General features: G+C 66.8%; 17 protein-coding genes. 13 read left to right on the top strand and 4 right to left on the bottom strand.

The features are described from left to right. Positions 1-214: 214 nt before the first annotated feature. From ASD75_RS01300 to gstA, 9 genes are all read left to right on the top strand, one after another. Positions 215-811, top strand: coding sequence for an NADPH-dependent FMN reductase (locus ASD75_RS01300; RefSeq protein ID WP_056743165.1), 597 nt, complete (start codon positions 215-217; stop codon positions 809-811). Between the two features lie 12 nt (positions 812-823). After that, entirely contained in the window at positions 824-1,090 is a 267-nt protein-coding gene (locus ASD75_RS01305; protein ID WP_056742462.1) for a YkgJ family cysteine cluster protein, read from the top strand. Between the two features lie 177 nt (positions 1,091-1,267). Further along, positions 1,268-2,146, top strand: coding sequence for an RNA polymerase sigma-70 factor (locus tag ASD75_RS01310; RefSeq protein WP_056742464.1), 879 nt, complete (start codon positions 1,268-1,270; stop codon positions 2,144-2,146). Positions 2,147-2,370: 224 nt separating this feature from the next. Continuing rightward, a complete protein-coding gene (locus tag ASD75_RS01315) occupies positions 2,371-2,826 on the top strand; it encodes a carboxymuconolactone decarboxylase family protein (RefSeq protein WP_056742467.1) in 456 nt (151 codons plus the stop codon). A 247-nt stretch (positions 2,827-3,073) separates the two neighbouring features. After that, the gene (locus ASD75_RS01320) at positions 3,074-4,654 is read left to right on the top strand and encodes a tail fiber domain-containing protein (protein ID WP_082564839.1); all 1,581 of its coding nucleotides are present in this window, start codon (positions 3,074-3,076) and stop codon (positions 4,652-4,654) included. A gap of 14 nt (positions 4,655-4,668) precedes the next feature. Continuing rightward, positions 4,669-6,366: a tail fiber domain-containing protein gene (locus ASD75_RS01325; protein ID WP_056742470.1), complete on the top strand. Its 1,698-nt coding sequence runs from the start codon at positions 4,669-4,671 to the stop codon at positions 6,364-6,366. Further along, positions 6,363-7,082 carry an Ig domain-containing protein gene (locus ASD75_RS01330; protein WP_082564840.1) on the top strand — a complete coding sequence of 240 codons (720 nt, stop codon included), beginning with the start codon at positions 6,363-6,365 and terminating at the stop codon, positions 7,080-7,082. Before ASD75_RS01325 ends, ASD75_RS01330 begins: the two co-directional genes overlap by 4 nt. 169 nt (positions 7,083-7,251) lie before the next feature. After that, positions 7,252-8,025: a class II aldolase/adducin family protein gene (locus tag ASD75_RS01335; protein ID WP_056742476.1), complete on the top strand. Its 774-nt coding sequence runs from the start codon at positions 7,252-7,254 to the stop codon at positions 8,023-8,025. A 116-nt stretch (positions 8,026-8,141) separates the two neighbouring features. Further along, positions 8,142-8,750 (top strand): glutathione transferase GstA, encoded by a 609-nt coding sequence (gstA, locus tag ASD75_RS01340; protein WP_056742478.1) that lies wholly within the window; start codon positions 8,142-8,144, stop codon positions 8,748-8,750. A gap of 165 nt (positions 8,751-8,915) precedes the next feature. On the opposite strand, the gene ASD75_RS01345 is transcribed toward gstA, so the two are convergent. After that, positions 8,916-10,142, bottom strand: a complete 1,227-nt coding sequence (locus tag ASD75_RS01345) for a YbfB/YjiJ family MFS transporter (protein ID WP_056742480.1) — start codon at positions 10,140-10,142, stop codon at positions 8,916-8,918. Positions 10,143-10,583: 441 nt separating this feature from the next. On the opposite strand from ASD75_RS01345, the gene ASD75_RS01350 reads away from it, so the two are divergent. Beyond that, on the top strand, positions 10,584-11,687 hold the full coding sequence (locus tag ASD75_RS01350) for an alkene reductase (RefSeq protein WP_056743167.1): 1,104 nt from the start codon (positions 10,584-10,586) through the stop codon (positions 11,685-11,687). 104 nt (positions 11,688-11,791) lie between these two features. On the opposite strand, the gene ASD75_RS01355 is transcribed toward ASD75_RS01350, so the two are convergent. The 3 genes from ASD75_RS01355 to ASD75_RS01365 form a co-directional block, all read right to left on the bottom strand. Continuing rightward, positions 11,792-12,379 (bottom strand): hemerythrin domain-containing protein, encoded by a 588-nt coding sequence (locus ASD75_RS01355; RefSeq protein WP_056056944.1) that lies wholly within the window; start codon positions 12,377-12,379, stop codon positions 11,792-11,794. Positions 12,380-12,534: 155 nt separating this feature from the next. After that, positions 12,535-14,202, bottom strand: coding sequence for a methyl-accepting chemotaxis protein (locus ASD75_RS01360; RefSeq protein WP_056742482.1), 1,668 nt, complete (start codon positions 14,200-14,202; stop codon positions 12,535-12,537). Positions 14,203-14,320: 118 nt separating this feature from the next. Continuing rightward, the gene (locus tag ASD75_RS01365) at positions 14,321-16,582 is read right to left on the bottom strand and encodes a cation-translocating P-type ATPase (RefSeq protein ID WP_056742484.1); all 2,262 of its coding nucleotides are present in this window, start codon (positions 16,580-16,582) and stop codon (positions 14,321-14,323) included. 167 nt (positions 16,583-16,749) lie between these two features. On the opposite strand from ASD75_RS01365, the gene ASD75_RS01370 reads away from it, so the two are divergent. The 3 genes from ASD75_RS01370 to ASD75_RS01380 all read left to right on the top strand — a co-directional run bounded on the left by ASD75_RS01370 (position 16,750) and on the right by ASD75_RS01380 (position 19,289). After that, a complete protein-coding gene (locus ASD75_RS01370; RefSeq protein ID WP_056742486.1) occupies positions 16,750-16,956 on the top strand; it encodes a heavy-metal-associated domain-containing protein in 207 nt (68 codons plus the stop codon). Positions 16,957-16,992: 36 nt separating this feature from the next. After that, positions 16,993-17,511 (top strand): Cu(I)-responsive transcriptional regulator, encoded by a 519-nt coding sequence (cueR, locus tag ASD75_RS01375; protein ID WP_235511516.1) that lies wholly within the window; start codon positions 16,993-16,995, stop codon positions 17,509-17,511. A gap of 122 nt (positions 17,512-17,633) precedes the next feature. Then, positions 17,634-19,289, top strand: coding sequence for an ATP-binding protein (locus ASD75_RS01380; protein ID WP_056742488.1), 1,656 nt, complete (start codon positions 17,634-17,636; stop codon positions 19,287-19,289). Positions 19,290-19,555: the final 266 nt, after the last annotated feature.

Here is a 19,555-nt window from a genome sequence, read left to right on the forward strand (position 1 = left end):
GCGGCAAGGGTGCAAGGGGAAACCCACGATTTTCCCACCTTTGCATGCTTTTTGTGCAAAGCCCTGGTGACAGCGGTAGCGCCACCCATCCGCAGCGCTACCAGCGCCTGCGGCCTTGGGCAGGTGTTTCACGTGAAACAAACGCCCGCCCCCACACGCCGGAGGGCGGCAGCTTGCAGTATTCCTGCCGCGGCTTTGTGCTCCAATGGCCCGCATGACTACCCAACTTCTCATCTTCGCGGGCAGCACCCGCCAGCAATCCTTCAACCGCAAACTGGCCCACGCCACCGCTGCCATCGCGCGCGATGCAGGGGCCAGCGTCACGCTGATGGAGCTGTCGGACTTCAACATCCCGCTGTACAACGCCGACCTCGAAGCCCAGGGCACGCCTGCCGACGTGATCCGGCTGAAGGAAATCCTCTGGCAGCACCCGGCCTGGATCATCTGCTCGCCCGAGTACAACGGCAGCTACACCGCCCTGCTCAAGAACACCATCGACTGGGCCTCCAGCCCCGTCAAGGGCAACCCCGACTGGCAGGACGGTGGCAAGAGTTTTCGCGGCAAGGTCGTGGGCATGCTGAGTGCCTCGCCCGGCGCCCTGGGTGGCCTGCGCTCGCAAAGCCACCTGGCACCCCTGCTGATCAATGCCGAATGCTGGCTGGCGCCCAAGGCATTTGCCCTGGGCTCGGCAGGCAGCGCGTTTGACGACAGCGGCGCCCTCGTCCAGCCAGCCCACCGCGACCGCGTGCGTGCCGTGGTGGACCAGGTGCTGTGGGGCGCCAGCCGCCTGCAGCCCGCTGGCGGCCAATAAGGCGGCGCGCCCGTGGACTGCCGCCCCGGTTGCGGCGCCTGCTGCACCGCCCCCTCCATCAGCTCGCCCATCCCCGGCATGCCACTGGGCAAGCCGGCCGGGGTGCGGTGCATTCAGCTGGCGGACGATGCGCGCTGCCGCATCTTTGGCCAACCCGAACGCCCAGCGGTGTGCGCGGGGCTGACGCCCTCTGCCGAGATGTGCGGCAGCAGCCAGGCACACGCCATGCACTACCTGTCCCGGCTGGAATCGCTCACGCAGCCGGCCGCGCGCCCGTAGTCTGTTTCGCGGGGCCACGGAGGGACACTGCAGGCGTTTCAAGCCCCAAAGTGAACTCAAGCGCTAGTGCCACATGCACTAGCAGCTATAAAAACGATAGTTCCAAGCCAGGCTGTCACAAACTGCAGGTGTGCGCCGTCTGTGCTTCACTGAAAGCACTCCACCGCCGCCATTGCCATGACCACCACCACCGACCCCTTCACCACCCTGCGCCCTCGCCTCTTTGGCATTGCCTACCGCATGCTGGGCGTGCGGGCCGATGCCGAGGATGTGCTGCAGGACGCCTGGCTGCGCTGGAGCCGCACCGACGCCAGCACTCTGCAGTCGGCCGAGGCCTGGCTGGTGACCATCGTCACGCGGCTGTCCATCGACCGGCTGCGGGCGGCCAAGGCCGAGCGCGAGGCCTATGTGGGCTGGTGGCTGCCCGAGCCGCTGGTGGAGCTGGACACCTACACGCCCGAATCGGCGGCGGAACTGGCGGGCGAGCTGTCGGTGGCGTTCATGTATGTGCTGGAGCGGCTGGGGCCCGAGGAGCGCGCGGCCTTTTTGCTGCGCCAGGTGTTCGACTACGACTACCCCGATATCGCCGCCCAGCTGGGCAAGACCGAGGCCAGCTGCCGCCAGATGGTGCACCGCGCCAGCGAGCGCGTGCAGCAGGCGCGCACCCGCTTTGAGGTGCCGCAGGCGGTGCACCACCAGCTGCTGCAACGCTTCATGAATGCCGCCCAGAGCGGGGACCGCCACGCCATCGAGGCGCTGCTGAGCGAAGACGCCCAGCTCATCGGCGATGGCGGTGGCATCGTGCCCTCGTTTCCCAAGCCGCTGGTGGGGCCGTTTCGCATCACCAACCTGTACTGGGCGGTGTTCCGGCGCCTGGGCACGCAGGTGGTGTATCGCATGGCGCTCATCAACGGCGAGCCGGGCCTGCTGCGCTATGTGGACGGGCGCATCGAGTCGGCCCAGGCGTTTGTGACCGATGGCGAGCGCATCGTGGCCATCTACGCCGTGCGCAACCCGGACAAGCTGGCCGGCATCCCGGCCATGCTGCCGCTGTAAAGACACGGGCATAGCGCCGTCTGCGCAGACCATCACGCGGGCAGCTCCGGCGAGTGCGCCAGGGCAGAAAAAACGCAGGCCACCTGTCACAACCTGGCACGGTGCAGCGTCTTGAAGGGTATGGAAGACGGCAGTGTGGCCATACGGTAGCAAGGCCACAAGGCTACACACGAGCGCCGTCTTTCACCGCCGTTATCAACACCCTTTCACACCAGGAGTTTTCCATGTCGCAACACAGCGCCCGCCTGCCCTACCACCAACTGTCGTCCAAGGCCTTCATGGGCCTGGTCAACGTCTCTGAAACCATCAAGAAAGGCCCACTGGGCACCCGGCTGGCCGAGCTGGTGTTCCTGCGCATCTCGCAGATCAACGGCTGCGCCTACTGCATGGACATGCACTGGAGCGCGCTCGTCAAGGACGGCGCCGATCCGCGCCACCTCAACGCTGTGGCTGGCTGGCGCGAGGCACCGTTCTTCAGCGAGCGCGAACGCGCTGCGTTTCGCTGGGCAGAGATCATCACCGCCACCCCCCACAGCGACGCGAGCGATGACGAGTACGCCAAGCTGAAGGCCCTGTTCACCGACGCCGAGATTTCCGACCTGGGCTTTGCCATCGCCATCATCAACGCCTGGAACCTGCTGAACGCGGGCATGCGCGCACCGATTCCAGGAGCAGCCTGACCGCGCTCGGCAGGGCGGCAAAGCGGCGGCGCGCTCGGCGAGAACGCACCCGCCAACCCGCCCGCATGATGTATCACAAAAACAACAATCACCCTCGCGCATTTCTCGATTGACGCATCAGCACTGGTCATTCAGACTCAATTTGTTTCTACGAGTAACCAACGGCAAGCACGCGGCGAACACGCCACCCTGACCGTGTCGGTGCTCCTGGGAGCCCTTCTCCGCCCGCGCTTTCGAGAACACCGCCATGAACCTTCTGCACCGAGCCTCGATGGCCCTGGTGGCGAGCCTGATCGCCACCACCTGCGCTGCCCAGAGCGCTGCCCCGTCCATCGCCACCACCCGCCAGGCCGATCGCATCACCTGGACCCCCAGCACAGCCCACGGCGCGGCCAAGCTGCGGCTGGCGCGCCCCGACGGCAGCACCACCGATCTGGCGTTCGCGCGCGCGCCCATCGTGCTGGAACCCCGCAGCGCGGGCCTGGCCGACGGACGCTACTTTTATGAACTGAGTCTGGACCCGCCTCCGCTCATGGACCCCGCCCTGGCCCAGGCCACGCTGTCCCAGCGCATCGTGTCAGGCTCCTTTGTCGTGGACCAGGGTCAGTTACAGGTGGGCGGCACCGAATACAGCGTGCCGGCGCCACGCACCAAGGCGGCAGCCACGTTCTCCACCAAGGACCAGGTGGTTGCCGACGACCTGATCGTGCAGAGCAGCCTCTGCGTCGGGCTCGACTGCGTGAACAACGAGTCCTTCGCCTTCGACACGGTGCGGCTCAAGGGCGCCAACCCCATCATCCATTTCCAGGATACGAGCGTAAGCCCATTTCCCACCAACGACTGGCGCATCCGGGCCAACGACGCTGCCTCGGGCGGCGCCTCCTACCTCGCCATCGAGGATGCGGCCACCGGCAACCAGGTTTTCAGCGTCAGTGCCGGGGCCCCCACCAACAGCCTCTACGTCAGCTCCGGCGGCGACCTGGGCCTGCGCACCGCCACGCCGGTGCTGGACGTGCATGCCCTGACGGGTGACACGCCAGGGGTCCGCATGGAGCAGTCCTCGGCGGGCGGCTTCACGGCGCAGACGTGGGATATCGCTTCCAACGAGGCCAATTTCTTCGTGCGCGACGTCACAGGTGGCTCACGCCTGCCGCTGCGCATACGCCCTGGAGCACCCACCAGCAGCCTGGACATCGCGGCATCGGGCAATGTCGGCCTGGGCACTGCGTCGCCAGCCGCTGCACTGCATGTGTTGCGCACCGACGGCACGGCCCAAGTCCTGGTCCAGGAAACCAGCGGCACAGCCGCACAGCGCACCCTGCTGAACCTGACCAACAACGGCCCGGCCACGCTGCGCTTCACCACGGCAGCGGCCACCGGTTGGGACATGACAGCCAGCACCACGCTCACACTGGCCACACAGGGCGCGGGTACCCCCCAGCTCACGCTGGCGGCCAACGGCAACCTGGCCATCACCGGAACGCTGAGCACCGGCTCCAGCCGCACGCTCAAGACGGGCATCGAGCCCATCAACGGCAGCAGCCTGCTGGCCAAAGTGCTTAGCCTGCCGCTGTACCACTGGCGCTACACCGCGAGCCCCGCACAGGAACGCCACGTCGGCCCCATGGCTGAAGACTTCCGCAAGATCTTCCAGCTCGGCCAGGATGACAAGAGCCTGGCGCCCGGCGACCTCGCGGGCGTGACCCTTGGGGCCGTGCAGGAGCTGGCTCGCAAGGTGACAGAGCGCGAGGCCGACATTGCGGCGATCCGGGCCCGCATCTCCCTGCTCGAAGCCCAGATGGCGGTCCCCGCCAAGCCCGTACGCTGAAGGGGTCGCCAGCCATGCACCACCACAACCCCTCGCAGAGCCGGCCACAACCGCGCACTGCCGCCCTGCTGATGATGGCCACGGCACTCGCAGCGTCGCTGCTGTGCCAGAGCGTGCAGGCACAACAACCGGAGGCCGCCGCCAGCGCCGCCGCTGTCACAGTCCGCCTGCTGGCCCAGCGGCTGGAGTGGACACCCGCCGCGCCCCATGGCCGTGCCGTGCTGCGCGTCGCGCGCGACGGCGGCACGCCCCAGGACTTCGTGCTGCGCAGCCCGCTGGTGTTCTCCCTGCAGGACACCCCTCTGCCCGACGGGCGCTACGTCTACGAACTGACACTCGCACCTGCCACCAACGCAGTGCGGCGTGACGATGCCGCTGTAGCTCCAGCAGCGCCCGCAGCCAGCCCCATAGGTGCCCAGTTCAGCGGCTACGTGACCGTGGCCGGTGGCTCTTTCGTGCTGCCGCCTCAGGCACCGCCGCGTGGCGAGGTCGGTGCGGCCGACAGCACCACCACGGCACCTGCCGCCATCCGGGCCAGCACGCGCATGACCACCAAGGACCAAGTGGTCGCCGACGACCACATCGTCCAGGGCAGCGTCTGCACAGGACTCGACTGCGTCAACAACGAGGTTTTTGGCGATGACACCCTGCGGCTGAAGGAGAACAACACCCGCATCGGTTTCTGGGACACCCGGCTCACGCCATTTCCCAACAACAGATGGACCCTGGTCGCCAATGACACCTCCAGTGGTGGGGCCAGCTACATGGCCATCGAGGATGCCACGGGCGCCAAACTTCCCGCACGCTGGATGGCCGGCGCACCGGCACACAGTCTTCACGTGAGCCCACAGGGGCGCGTGGGCATCCGAACGGCCGTGCCCGCGCTGGACCTGCACATGCTGACCACCGATACCCCAGGGGTACGGCTCGAGCAAAGCAACACCAGCGGCTTCACAGCCCAGACCTGGGACATTGCCGGCAACGAGGCCAATTTCTTCGTGCGCGACGTCACGGGCGGCTCGCGCCTGCCCCTGCGCATCCGGCCTGGGGCACCGCACTCCAGCCTTGACATCGCCGGCAGCGGCAACGTCGGCCTGGGGACTCCCCGCCCCGTGGCGTCGCTGAACCTGCGCCGAAGCGACGGCACCGGCACCTTGCTGATTGACAACAGCGCGGCGGCCCCCGCCACGCGCGTGCAGATGGAGTTACAGAACAACGGCTCCATCGCAGCGCGCCTGGCGCATGGCACGGGCTCAGCGTACTGGACCCAGCACACCACTACGTCCAGTGTCAGCCTGGCACCGAGCGGCAGCGGCAGCAACGCGTTGTCGGTACAGTCGAGCGGCGGCCTGGTGATCGCCGGTACGCTCAGCCAGGGCTCCAGCCGCACGCTCAAGCACGACATCACAGCGGCGCCGGTCCATGTCATTCTGGGCGAGGTGGCGCAGCTGCCGCTGTATGCCTGGCGCTACCTGAGCGACCTCAACGCCAGCCTGCACCTGGGCCCCATGGCCGAAGACGTGCACCACCGCTTCCAGCTGGGGGCTAGCCCGCAGACGCTTGCACCCAGCGATGTCGCGGGTCTGGCCGCCGCGACAGTCCAGGCTTTGCACCAGAAGCTGGCTGCCAAGGATGAGGAACTCCTGGCCTTGGCGGAACGCCTCTCAGTCCTGGAACGGCAGCTCCAACGCAAGCGCGGAGGTGCGCAATGATGGCCCGCGCAGCCCGGGCTGCGGCCACCTGGTGCCGACAACTCCTGGCAGGAGCAGGGACCGCAGGCCTCTTGCTGTGGAGCGCTACCGCCGCAGCCCAGAGCATCAACGTCACGCCCTCCTCCATTCCCGTCCCGGTGCAGGGTGTGCCTTATAGCGTGACCTTCGTGGGCAGCAATGGTGTGGCGCCGTACCAGTTCCTGGTCAGCACCGGTGTGCTACCCGTCGGCCTGAGCCTGTCGGCCAGTGGCGCCCTCACGGGAACCCCTACTACCGCAGCGGCCTACAGCTTCACCATCACGGTGTCCGACTTCCTGGGCCGCGAACTGGACCTGACAGGCACGGGCGCCGTGACCAGCACGCTGGTCATCACCCCGCCCCCCGCACTCCTTGTCAACATTCCCTACAGCGGACAGATACAGGTGACTGGCGGCACAGGTCCCTACACCTTTGCCATCAACTCGGGCACGCTGCCACCAGGCATGTCGCTCAGCGCCAGCGGCATGCTGGTCGGCACACCCACGGCTCCCGGCAGCTACGTGCTGGTCATCCAGGTCACAGATGCCAATGGCCTGTCCTCGGTCATCACGCTGAACATCAATGTGACGGCCCTAGCCACGGGGATTCCTGTCAATGAGCCCTGGATGCTGGCTCTGGCGGCGCTGGGACTGGGCTGGCTCGGGCGGCGGCAACTTCGGCAGCGTCAGCAGTACTGACGCGCTGACGCTGAACGCACAGGCGGTCAGACTGCAGTGTGGCTGCTCCTGGACCACAGGGGCGACCATTCCGTCCGTTGTGCGTCAGGTGTAGCCTGCCTGACAGACCCTCGGGCAAGACCGTCCTACAGTGGCGTTTCCCACCTCTACAAAAAGCGGAGACACCACCATGCTCAACATCCCCTCGCTGCAAGGCAGCGTCAGCCCTGAAGAATGGCAGCTGCGCTGCGACCTGGCCGCGTGCTACCGGCTCGTCGCGCTGTACGGCTGGAGCGACCTGGTCTTCACCCACATCAGCGCCAAACTGCCCGAGTCGGTGTCAGGCCCGGGCGAGCACCATTTCCTCATCAACCCCTATGGCCTCATGTTCGACGAGATCACGGCGTCGAGCCTGATCAAGGTGGACATGTTGTGCAACAAGCTGCACGACTCGCCCTTCCCCGTGAACCCTGCCGGCTTCGTGATCCACAGCGCCGTGCACGAGGCCCGGCCTGAGGCGGGCTGCGTGCTGCACACCCACACGCGCGCCGGCGTGGCCGTCAGCGCGCAAAAGGGCGGCGTGCTGCCCATCAGCCAGCAAAGCACCTTTGTACTGGGCTCGCTGGCGTACCACGAGTACGAAGGCGTGGCCTTCCGCGACGAAGAAAAGCCGCGCCTGCAGGCCGACCTGGGCGAAGCCAACTTCCTCATGCTGCGCAACCACGGGCTGCTCACCGTGGGCAAGACCATTGCCGACGCCTTCCTGTCCATGTACACCTTCGAGAACACCTGCCGCATCCAGATCGACGCACAGGCCGGCGGCGAACTGACGCAGGTGAACCCGCAGATCGTGAGCGGCGTGGCCCAGGCCATGCGCGTGCAGACCGGCGGCCTGGGCGGCGCCTTTGCCTGGCCCGCGCTGCTGCGCAAGGTGCAGCGCGACCTGCCTGGATACGACAGCTGACGCGACCCCTCCCCGCTGCACCACGCAGCGGGTGCCGGGGTTGCGCCCCGGCGCCTGCAAGAATCCGGCGCAGCGCATAGGATCGGCGGTTTCCGACCGTTTTCAAGGACCGATCCATGAAGCTTTACTACTCCCCCGGCGCCTGCTCCCTGTCCCCCCACATCGCCTTGCAAGAGGCCGGCCTGGCCTATACCCCCGTGCTGGCCAGCACCAAGAGCCACAAGCTGCAGGACGGCACCGACTACTACACCATCAATGCGCTGGGCTACGTGCCCGTGCTGGAGCTGGACAACGGCGAGCGCCTGCGCGAAGGCCCGGCCATCGTGCAATACATCGCCGACCAGGTGCTCGACAAGCAGCTCGCCCCTGCCAACGGCACCCTGGCGCGCTACCGCCTGCAAGAGTGGCTGACCTTCATCGGCACCGAGCTGCACAAGGGCTTCAGCCCCCTGTTCAACCCCGCCACCCCCGAAGAGTACAAGCCCATGGTGCGCGAGCGCCTGCTGCAACGCCTGCAGTGGGTGGATGGCCAGCTCGCCGGCAAGCAGTACCTGATGGGCGACCAGTTCACCGTGGCCGACGGCTACCTGTTCACCGTGACCAACTGGACCCAGCCCACCAAGCTCGATATCTCCGGCCTGGCCAACCTGGCGGCCTACCGTGAACGCGTGGGTGCCCGCCCCGCAGTGCAGGCGGCCATGAAGGCCGAAGGCCTGCTGAAATAGGGACACCCCCCTGAGGCGCTGCGCGCCTTCCCCCCGCTCTCGCTACGCGGGCAGGGGGACAACGCCCTCGCTCCGGGGCGGCCCTTGCTCGGCGTTCCTGGCCTAGGCCCCGCCAGTATCGATTGGGGGCACGTAGCTCGACGCGCGGCCAAAACTCCAGTTGTGCTACAGCGGATTCTGCCGCCACGCTACCAGCGCCCCCACCCACAGCGCGCAGGCCGAGAACACCAGCCCGCGCGCCAGGCCTCCAGGGCCATCGGCAATCCAGCCCACCACCGTGGGCCCCACGATCTGCCCCGCGGCAAACACGATGGTGAACGCGCTGATGCCACTGGCCCACAGCGCCTGCGGCAGGTTGTGCCGCACCAGCGCCGTGGTCGATGCCACCACCGACAAAAACACCCCGCCAAACAGCAGCCCCGAGGCCAGCACCACGGGCCACGCGCCCGTGATGGCGGGCAGGATGGTGGCCACGCCCAGCAGCGCATTGAGCCGCGCCAGGGCCTCGCCGCCCCGGCTGCGGTCCAGCAGCCCGGCCCAGATGCGCGACGACAGCACCACGGCCAGCCCCAGCAAGGCGTAGAACAGCGTCACCTCGCCCGCACCCCGGCCCTGCTCGCGCAGCAGCGCCACCACAAAGGTCATGTAGCCGATATAGCCCACGCCAAACAGGCCGTAACCCAGCAGTGCAGGGGCCAGGGCCCGCCAGCGCACGCGGTCGGGCACTGATGCCTCCGGTGGGGTCCCGGATGCGGTGGCCACAGGCGCAGCCAGCCCGTTCAACACCCGCGCCGGCCACAGCAATGCCACCGTGGCCGCCACACAGGCCAGCGCCAAGGCCCACCAGGCCCAGGTCCAGCCATGCAGCGCGGGCGCCACACCCAGCACGGCGGGCACCAGCAAAGCCGACAGGCTGATGCCCCAACCCGTGCCACCGTAGTACAGGCCCAGCAGCAAACCGCTGCGCCCCGGCACCTGGGCACCCAGCCGCGCCGCCAGCAGCCCCCCGGCAATGAACACCAGCGCACTGGCCCCACCGGCCAGCAGGCGCTGCGCCAGCAAGGGCGCTGCCTGCGTGAAAAACCCGCTCAGGCCCATGAACACCGTGGCCATCACGGCGCCCACCAACAGCACTGAGCCCGGGGCCGCGCGCCGCAACAGCCAGGGCGTGGCCAGAGCGCCCATAAGATAGCCCAGCGCGTTCGCCGTGTTCATGCCCCCTGCCAGCGTGTACGACCAGCCCAGGTCTTCGCGCATGGGCGGCAGCAACAGGGCATAGGCAAACCGCGTGATGCCCAGCGAGATGGCGGCGCCCATCGACAGGGCCACGGCGAGCCACAGGCTGCGCAACGGGGAGACAGGGAACGGTGCGGGGGGCGGTGGCAAGGGCATGGCCTTTCATTCTCATACAACGGCCACGATGCTGCGGACGTGACGGGCTTGAGCGAATGGGTTAACACAAAACCGGTGCCCTTGTTGACGCCAGTGCGCTGCACGTTTTGCGCTGCAGCATTAAGCTCCAAGAACCTGTTGGCGATCTCGCAGGGGATCGCGTTGGAGCGCAATCGGGATGAGTGGATGCTTCGGATGTGCCGCATGGGCTCATGCCCATGCAAGCAGCTGGGGCGTCCAATCACCCGATTTCGCTCCAACCCTTCGGGCAGTGGCCTTTGCGGGCGGTCTGCGGCGTTGCGGCGCTTGTGGATAGCGGGGCTATCCACTGCGCACCGCGCCTTGCATCCCATCCCGCAAAGACCGCTGCGCGACCCCTGGGAGATCGTCAACAGGCTCTTTGCTGCTTTTTTTGCACTGAGCTTTTCAGGACCACTCACCATGACCTCATTGTTTGAACCCACCCGCGCGGGCGACCTCCAGCTGGCCAACCGCATTGCCATGGCGCCGCTCACGCGCAACCGCTCGCCCGAGGCCATCCCGACCGACCTGGTCGCCACCTACTACGCGCAGCGCGCCAGTGCCGGTCTCATCATTTCCGAGGCCACAGCCATCAGCCCGCAAGCCCAGGGCTATGCCGATGTGCCCGGCCTGTACGGCACCGAGCAGCTGGACGGCTGGAAGAAGGTGACCCGCGCCGTGCACGATGCCGGCGGCAAGATCGTGGTGCAGCTGTGGCATGTGGGCCGTGTCTCGCACACCGACCTGCAACCCGGCAACGCCGCACCCGTCGCACCCTCGGCCGTGCAGGCCAACACCAAGACCGTGCTCATCAAGGACGGCGTGCCCACCTTCACCCCCACCTCCATGCCCCGCGCACTCGACGCCGAAGAGATCCCCGGCATCGTGCAGGACTACCGCCACGCCGCGCGCAACGCCATTGCGTCGGGTTTTGACGGTGTGGAAATCCACGCGGCCAACGGCTATCTGATCGACCAGTTCCTGAAGACCGGTGCCAACCAGCGCACCGACGACTACGGCGGCAGCATCGCCAACCGCGCGCGCCTGCTGCTGGAAGTGACCCGCGCCATCGTCGAGGAAATCGGCGGCGGCCGCACCGGCATCCGCCTGTCGCCTGTCACGCCCGCCAACGACATCGTGGACGCCGATCCGCAGCCGCTGTTCGACCACGTGGTGCGCCACCTAGGCCCGCTGGGCCTGGCCTACATCCACGTCATCGAAGGCGCCACCGGCGGCCCGCGCGAGGTGGAAGGCCGCCCCTTCGACTACGCCGCGCTCAAGGCCACCTACCGTGCAGCGGGCGGCAAGGGTGCGTGGATGGTCAACAACGCCTACACCCGCGAGCTGGCCGATGCCGCCCTGGCCAAGGGTGCCGACATCGTGGCCTTTGGCCGCCCCTTCATCGCCAACCCCGACCTGGTGGCGCGCCTGAAAACCAACGCACCGCTCAACGAGGTAAACCGCGCCACGCTGTACGGCGGCGGGGCCGAGGGATACACGGACTACCCGGCGCTCAGCGCCTGAGTCCGCACCGCGCCGGAACGGCCCCATGGGGCCGCACCGGCTGCAGCTGGCGCCGCGCGGGCCAGCAGTCGCCTGCCGCAGTCAGCACCAAGCGGCGCAGTCGCTCAGGAGGGTGAGCCGAGCCCGATCGGACTGGGCGCCCGCATGACGATGCGGGTGAAGAGCCGGTCATAGGCCGCGTCGCGCGGCTTGCCCGGGGCCAGCGGGTTGGTGTTGCTGGCAAAGGCCGCGTCGATGGCGGTCCAGTCGCCCGGCTGCAGGGTCTCCTGGGCGGCGGGCAGCACCACGGTTTCTTCCAGGCGCATGTGCTCCAGATAAAAGCGGATGTAGCGCTCCAGCGCCAGCGCAAACGCCTCGCGGCGCGCGTCACCCATCAGCTCCCAGCCCAGCAGCAGGTGCTGCAGTTCGCGCACGGCGGCCTCGCCGCCCTCATGGTCACGCTCCAGCTGGGCGATGGCCTCGGCCGCCTGGGGTGAGCGCTCGGCCACCCTGGGGAACAGCCACTGCGACTCCTTGGGGTGGTGCTGGCGCTCGGGAAACTCGTCGATGTAGAACAGCATCGCCCGCATCACGTCAAAGAACGCAGCGGGCTCGTCGCCCGGGCCCTGGTCCAGCATCAGGCGCAGCGAGTGCAGCACCGCCGCGAGCGACGCATGCTCTTCGCGAATGGTTCGCAGACTGATCGACGGCATGGCGCACTCCCCAGGTTCAACAAGGCCCCAAGGGTGCCACGCGCGCACGGGTGCGCCCATGACGCAGGTCAATAAACCGCCGGGCAGCTCTGCCCACAAAAAAAGCCCCGCAGACCAGGCCTGCGGGGCTCATCGGAAGAAAAGGCCTGGTGCGGTCAGTGCGTCAGGCGCGCCTGCGCGGCGCCTGTCGCCAGCGCCTGGGTTTGCGGCCCTGCATACGGTGCGGCCACCGCACCGCCGTGGCCGTAGCCGGCTGCCGATTCGGCCAGGCGGAACTGCTGCACCACGTGCGACAGGCGCGCGGCCTGCTCGCGCAGCGACTCGGCAGCGGCGGCGGATTCTTCCACCAGCGCCGCGTTCTGCTGCGTCATGCGGTCGATCTCGCCCACCGAACTGTTCACCTGGCCGATGCCAGCCGACTGCTCGGACGCAGCCGCCGTGATCTCGCCAATGATGTCGCCCACGCGCTGCACGCTGCTCACGATGTCCTTCATGGCCGTGCCGGCTTCTTCCACATGGCGCACGCCGCCGTCCACGGCCGTCACGCTGCTCTGGATCAGGCCCTTGATATCGCTGGCCGCCGCTGCGCTGCGCTGCGCCAGGCTGCGCACCTCGCTGGCCACCACGGCAAAGCCCCGGCCCTGCTCGCCCGCACGGGCGGCTTCCACCGCAGCGTTCAGCGCCAGGATATTGGTCTGGAAGGCAATGGAGTCGATCAGGCCGATGATGTCGCCGATCTTGCGGCTCGATGTCGAAATCTCGTGCATGCTGGCCACGGCCTGCTGCACCACGCCACCACCCTGTGTCGCCATCTGCGAGGCCGACGCGGCCAGCTGGTTCGCCATCTGCGACGACGATGCCGTCTGCTGCACCGTGGACGTGAGCTGCGACAGCGAGGACACGGCCTCCTGCGCGTTGCTGGCCGTCTGCTCGGTGCGCTGCGACAGGTCCTGGTTACCCGTGGCGATCTCCTGGCTGGCCGTGGCGATGTTGCCGCTGGCATCCCGCACCTGCGCCACCAGCGCACTCAGGCCCTGCTGCATGTCGCGCAGCGCGCGCTGCAAATCGGCCACTTCGTCCTTGCCCTCGGCAGCAATGTGCTGCGACAGGTCGCCGCCCGCAATCGCCTGGGCCATCTTGCGTGCGTCTTCCAGCGGCTTGCAAATGGAGTTCATGTTCATCAGCGTGGTGGGTACCACCACCACCACGGTGATCAGTACCGCCAGCACAAACAGCCACTTGGTCTGGTTGGACACTTCGCTTTGCTGCGCCACGGACTTGGCCACCTCCGCGCGCAGCACCGAGTCCAGCTCGGCCATCAGCTTGTCGGCCTCGGCAAACTCCGCCACGGCCTTGCCGCTCATGCGGTTGGCAATGGTGGCGGTGTCATAGCCACCCGCCTCCAGCTGGCGCGCCACGTGCGCAAACAGCTCGCGGTAGCTGTCCAGGCGCTTGACGATGTTGCGCACCACCGGGTTGTCAGAGTCCTCCTCGCCTTCCAGGAACTTGTTGGCAATCTTCTTGGCCTTGTCCTGGCTCTCCACCCACTTGGCATACGCGGCCTTCACGGCTTCGGGCTTCTCGTAGCCAATGATCATGTCCTTCTCGAACTGGCGGATGGCACCCATTTCGCCCCGCAGCTCGGCCATGTAACCCACCTCGGCGAACGAGTGGTCCATGAAGTCCTGGCTCATGTTGTGGATGCGGAACATGCCCAGCATGCCCGCGCCCCCCAGCAGCCCCAGCAGGCCCAGCACCACGCCAATGGCACCCAGCATGCGCAAACGTATGGTGAACTGCCGCATGAGCGAGAAGAGATTCATGATCTGTCGTCCTTGATATAGCTATGCCAATGCGGTCGCCGCACCTCCCCCGAGGCGACGGATTCGCAACAAATCGTTGCAGTTTGCCAGACATCGATGACCGTGCTGTACGTATTTATCACATGCGCCACCGCTTGAGTAAGAGGGCATTCGCCATCACGCTGACCGAACTCAGCGCCATGGCCGCGCCCGCCACCACCGGGTTCAGGTAACCCAGCGCCGCCAGCGGAATGCCCGCCACGTTGTATGCAAACGCCCAGAACAGGTTCTGGCGGATCTTCATCACCGTGCGGTGCGAAATATCCAGCGCCGCCGCCACCAGCATCGGGTCGCCGCGCATCAGCGTAATGCCCGCTGCGTGCATGGCCACATCAGTCCCGTTGCCCATGGCCATGCCCACATCGGCCGCCGCCAGCGCGGGGGCATCGTTAACGCCGTCGCCCACCATCGCCACATGATGGTGCTTGCCATCAGTGCCCTGTTGCAACGCAGCCACCTTGGCCGCCTTGTCGCCCGGCAGCACCTCGGCCATCACCTCGCCTGCGGCCGGGTCCAGCCCCAGGCGCCGGGCCATGGCCTCGGCCGCGCCCCGGTTGTCGCCCGACACCATCACCGTGCGGATGCCCCGCGCCTTCAGCGCCGCCAAAGCTTCGCGCGCACCGGGCTTGGGTTCGTCGCCAAAGGCCATCACCGCGCGCAATGCCAACCCGTCTGTGACCCGCTGGGCCACCGCCGACACCGTGGCGCCTTCGCGCTGCAACGCCTCCGCGCGGTCTGACAACGGGCCCAGTGCCACCCCCAGCTCCTGCATCCAGCGCAGGCTGCCCACCAGGTAGCTCTGGCCGTCCACCTCGCCCTCGGTGCCGCGCCCGGGCACGGCGCGCACGTCCTGCGCGGTGGCCACGTTGATCTGCCGCTCGCCCGCAGCCGCCACCACTGCGCGCGCCAGTGGGTGTTCGCTGCCACTTTGCACAGCGGCCACCGCCGCCATCACCGCGCTGTCATCCAGGCCGGGCACCACCTCAAACGCCGTGAGCCGGGGCTGGCCCATGGTCAGCGTGCCGGTCTTGTCAAAGGCCACCGTGTCCACCTTGTGCGCCAGCTCCAGCGCCTGCACGTCCTTGATCAGGATGCCGTGTTTAGCCGCCACGCCCGTGCCCGCCATGATGGCCGCGGGCGTGGCCAGCCCCAGCGCACAGGGGCAGGCAATCACCATCACGGCCACGGCGTGGATCAGCGCCGCCTCCAGCCCCGCACCCATGGCCAGCCAGCCCGCCAGGGTCACCAGCGCCACCACCAGCACCACCGGCACAAAAATGGCCGACACCTGGTCCACCAGCCGCTGGATGGGCGCCTTGGCCGCCTGGGCGTCTTCCACCAGCCGGATGATCTGGGCCAACACCGTCTCGGCGCCCACGGCCGTCACCGCCATCACGATGCGGCCATCGCCGTTGATCGAACCGCCCGTGAGCGCTGCACCCACATCGCGCGCCACCGGCAGGGGCTCGCCCGTCAACATCGATTCGTCCACCTGCGTGTGGCCCTCATGCACCGTGCCATCCACCGGGATGCGTTCACCCGGCCGCACCACCAGCCGGTCGCCCACCAGCACCTCAGACACCGGCACATCCACCTCGCCCTGCTTGGTCAGCAAATGCACCACATCGGGCCGCAGCGCATGCAGCGCACGGATGGCCGCCGTGGTCTGGCGCTTGGCGCGCGCCTCCAGCCACTTGCCCAGCAGCACCAGCGTGACCACCACGGCCGAGGCCTCAAAGTACAGATGCGGCACATGCCCCGGGTGGTCTGAGGGCGCCGTGAGCCACAGCCACATCGACAGGCCCCAGCCCGCACTGGTGCCCAGCGCCACCAGCAAGTCCATGTTGCCGCTCAGCGCCTTGGCCGCATGCCAGCCCGCCTTGTAAAACCGTGCCCCCAGGATGAACTGCACCGGCGTGGCCAGCACAAACTGCACCCAGGCCGGCAGCATCCAGTGCTGGCCGAACAGGTCACCGATCATGGGCAGCACCAGCGGCGCCGACAGCAGCAGGCCAATGCCCACAGGTAAAAAGCCGGCCCAGGGCGACAAGTCCTCCGGAGCATCCTCCTGCCCCGCCGCACGCGGCTCGTAGCCCGCATTGCGCACCGCGCGGCGCAGCACCGCCTCCATGGCCGCAGCATCAGCGCCCACCTGCGTGACAAAGGCAATGCGCGCAGACTCGGTCGCCAGATTGACCGAGGCCTCCTGCACGCCCGGCACCTTGCGCAGCGCGCGCTCCACACGGCCCACGCAGCTTGCGCAGGTCATGCCAGAAATGCCCAGGTCCAGCGAGTGCACAGACCCGGGCGCGGTGTTGGAAGGGGTGGTGATGGTGTTCATGGCCGGGATGCTGATCCTTGACGTGATGGCAAGGTCAAGCATTGATATTGATCAACCCTCACATCATGAGTGTCTTGAACGGTGTTTGACTCTGCCACGATGTCAAGCTTCAACATTCGCTTCGGTCGCATCCACGGCCACATTTCCAAACCCAACAAGGACACCCCATGGCAACCACCACCACGACTTTCCAAGTGCAGGGCATGACCTGCGGCCACTGCGAACGCGCCGTCACCCAGGCCGTGCAGCAGGTAGATCCCAACGCCCAGGTGCGCATCGACCGCGCCAGCGGCAAGGTGGACGTGGACAGCACCGCCCCCCGCGAGGCCCTGGCCGCCGCCATTGCCGAAGAAGGCTACACCGTCGCGGCCTGAGCGCCACGCCACCACGCACCCAGCGAGGGCCACACCATGACCACGCCCCATTCCCCCGATGCCGCGCCGACCACGCGCGCCAAGGCCACAGCACCCCGCCCCATCGCCTGGCCCGTGCCCATCGGCGTCGCTGCCAAGCGCGCAGGCATCTCGGCGCGCATGGTGCGGCACTACGAATCGCTGGGCCTCATCAACGGCGTGGCGCGCACCGACAGCGGCTACCGCCAGTACACCGAGGCCGACGTGCACGCCCTGCACTTCATCCGCCGCAGCCGCGACCTCGGCTTTTCGATGGAAGAAATCGCCGAACTGCTGGGCCTGTGGCACGACCGCAGCCGCGCCAGCAGCCAAGTCAAGCGCATCGCACAGCAACACATCGACGACCTGAGCGAACGCATCGCCCAAATGCAGGCCATGCAGCGCAGCCTGCAAACGCTGGTGTCCTGCTGCCAGGGCAACGACCGGCCGGACTGCCCCATCCTGGACGATCTGGCCTCCGGGCAGGCAGAACACCACACACCCCGGGCCTTGCGCAAGACGCTATCAAATCAATAGCTGCTTGCGCATGATCGGGTAGCGCTTGGGACACAAAGAGCTCCAAAACTGCTCACACTAGGCCCCGGCGGCTCCGCATGGCAGACTCTCAGGCGTTCCCACTGCCTGCTACTGCCTGCCTCATGCCCACCTCTGTCGCCCAGCTTCAACAATGGCTGCTTGAACCCGAAGGCCAACGCCTGGAATTCAAAGAGGCCAAGCAGCGCTACGACTTTGAAAAGCTGCTCAAGTACTGCGTGGCAATGGCTAACGAGGGCGGCGGCACCATCGTGCTGGGCGTGACGGACAAACGCCCACGGAGCATCGTGGGAACCCAGGCGTTTGACCCACCGGAACGGACTGAGGCTGGGCTACACCAGCGGCTGGGGCACCGCATTCCAGTGGAAGAGCTGCTGTTGCCCGAAGGGCGCGTACTAATCGTTCACGTTCCACCACGCCTGCCGGGTACGGCGTGGGAGATCGATGGCCGCTATTTCAAGCGTGCGGGCGACGATCTGGCTGCTCTTAGTGGCCAGGAACTGCGAGAGATGTTCGCCGAAACGGGCCCTGACTTTTCAGCCCAGCCCTGTCCCGGTGCCACGCTGGCCGACCTGGAGCCGACGTCCATTGCACTGTTCCGGGAACGCTGGGCCCAAAAGAGCGGTGACACGCGCAGGCGCGAACTGAGCGACCTGCAAACGCTGCGCGATGCCGAACTGATGGTGGACGGCGACCAAGTGAGCTACGCGGCGCTTATCCTGTTTGGCACGCGCACAGGACTCACGCGGTGGCTGGCGCAGGCCGAGTTGGTGTTTGAATACCGCTCTTCGGAATCCGCAGGCCCGGCGGCCGACCGCGAAGAATACCGCGCAGGCTTCTTCGCCTGGCAAGACGCACTGTGGAAAAAGATCAACCTGCGTAACGACCGGCAGAGTTACCAGGACGATTTCTTTCGCATGGACCTGCCCACCTTTGACGAGGTGCCTGTACGCGAGGCCATCCTGAACGCGGTGGCCCACCGCGACTACCGCCTGGGCGGCTCGGTCTTTGTGCGGCAATTTGCCAAGCGATTGGAGGTAGTGAGCCCCGGCGGCCTGCCGCCTGGCATCACGCCTGAGAACATCATCGACCAGCAATACCCGCGCAACCGCCGACTGGCCGAAGCCCTGGGGCGCTGCGGGCTAATCGAACGGTCCGGCCAGGGCTTGAACCTAATGATGGAAAGTGCTGTGCGTCAAGGCAAGCCCCTGCCCAGCTTTGCCGGCACCGCCGCGCACGAGGTGCGGCTGACGCTGGAGGGTGGCGTACGCAACCCGGCATTTGTACGGTTCATGGAGCGGCTGGGAGAGGAGACGCTGCGCAGCTTTTCGACATTGGACTATTTGGCGCTGGAATGCCTGCAACAGGGTCGGCCCTTGGCACCCCAGCTGCTGGACCGGTTGCCCGCCCTTGCGGAAGTGGGTGCCGTAGAAACTATCGGTAGGGGCAAAACCGCCAAGTACATCCTTGTGGCCGCCTTGTATGCGTCGCTGGGCAGCAAAGGCACCTATACCCGGAAGCGGGGCTTGGATCATGGAACCAACAAGGCTTTGCTGCTGCAGCATCTCAAAGACCAAGGCGAAGCCGGTGCGCCACTGAGCGAGTTCAGACAAGTGCTGCCGACCCTTCCCATGAAGGCCGTACAGAAGCTCCTGGAGGAGTTGCGCAATGAAGGGGTGATCAATGTTCTCGGCCAGCGGCGCTGGGCCCGTTGGTATCTGTCAGATGCAGCCGTCTTTAAGCCAACTGGCAATACCTAGAGGTAAAGCAATGCTTTATGCCGCAGAATATTTCATATAAATCAACGACTTATAAAACCCAAAACCGCACAAAGAACACGATAGCGAGTTAAACAACCTGTTTAAACAAGCCAGCCACAAGAAGCCGCTCGCTCACATCACGTGAAAAAGGCAATGCGCTGACGAAAGCCGGTCCCGCTGAACTTGCCAAGGCACAGCGTGAGGATTTGACAAGCTCAGCCCAAACGAGCACGTCAAGCAAGCATCGGAGATACAGGCTCAATACC

This window comes from Acidovorax sp. Root568 (assembly GCF_001427445.1).
GTDB classification, from domain to species: domain Bacteria; phylum Pseudomonadota; class Gammaproteobacteria; order Burkholderiales; family Burkholderiaceae_C; genus Acidovorax; species Acidovorax delafieldii.

Bases quoted from the DNA above. Each gene is read 5' to 3' on its own strand.
- ASD75_RS01360 (WP_056742482.1), bottom strand. From the start codon at position 14,202: ATGAATCTCTTCTCGCTCATGCGGCAGTTCACCATACGTTTGCGCATG.
- ASD75_RS01325 (WP_056742470.1), top strand. From the start codon at position 4,669: ATGCACCACCACAACCCCTCGCAGAGCCGGCCACAACCGCGCACTGCC.
- ASD75_RS01365 (WP_056742484.1), bottom strand. From the start codon at position 16,582: ATGAACACCATCACCACCCCTTCCAACACCGCGCCCGGGTCTGTGCAC.
- ASD75_RS01355 (WP_056056944.1), bottom strand. From the start codon at position 12,379: ATGCCGTCGATCAGTCTGCGAACCATTCGCGAAGAGCATGCGTCGCTC.
- ASD75_RS01350 (WP_056743167.1), top strand. From the start codon at position 10,584: ATGACCTCATTGTTTGAACCCACCCGCGCGGGCGACCTCCAGCTGGCC.
- ASD75_RS01380 (WP_056742488.1), top strand. From the start codon at position 17,634: ATGCCCACCTCTGTCGCCCAGCTTCAACAATGGCTGCTTGAACCCGAA.
- ASD75_RS01335 (WP_056742476.1), top strand. From the start codon at position 7,252: ATGCTCAACATCCCCTCGCTGCAAGGCAGCGTCAGCCCTGAAGAATGG.
- ASD75_RS01330 (WP_082564840.1), top strand. From the start codon at position 6,363: ATGATGGCCCGCGCAGCCCGGGCTGCGGCCACCTGGTGCCGACAACTC.
- cueR (WP_235511516.1), top strand. From the start codon at position 16,993: ATGACCACGCCCCATTCCCCCGATGCCGCGCCGACCACGCGCGCCAAG.
- gstA (WP_056742478.1), top strand. From the start codon at position 8,142: ATGAAGCTTTACTACTCCCCCGGCGCCTGCTCCCTGTCCCCCCACATC.
- ASD75_RS01300 (WP_056743165.1), top strand. From the start codon at position 215: ATGACTACCCAACTTCTCATCTTCGCGGGCAGCACCCGCCAGCAATCC.
- ASD75_RS01320 (WP_082564839.1), top strand. From the start codon at position 3,074: ATGAACCTTCTGCACCGAGCCTCGATGGCCCTGGTGGCGAGCCTGATC.
- ASD75_RS01315 (WP_056742467.1), top strand. From the start codon at position 2,371: ATGTCGCAACACAGCGCCCGCCTGCCCTACCACCAACTGTCGTCCAAG.
- ASD75_RS01370 (WP_056742486.1), top strand. From the start codon at position 16,750: ATGGCAACCACCACCACGACTTTCCAAGTGCAGGGCATGACCTGCGGC.
- ASD75_RS01345 (WP_056742480.1), bottom strand. From the start codon at position 10,142: ATGCCCTTGCCACCGCCCCCCGCACCGTTCCCTGTCTCCCCGTTGCGC.
- ASD75_RS01310 (WP_056742464.1), top strand. From the start codon at position 1,268: ATGACCACCACCACCGACCCCTTCACCACCCTGCGCCCTCGCCTCTTT.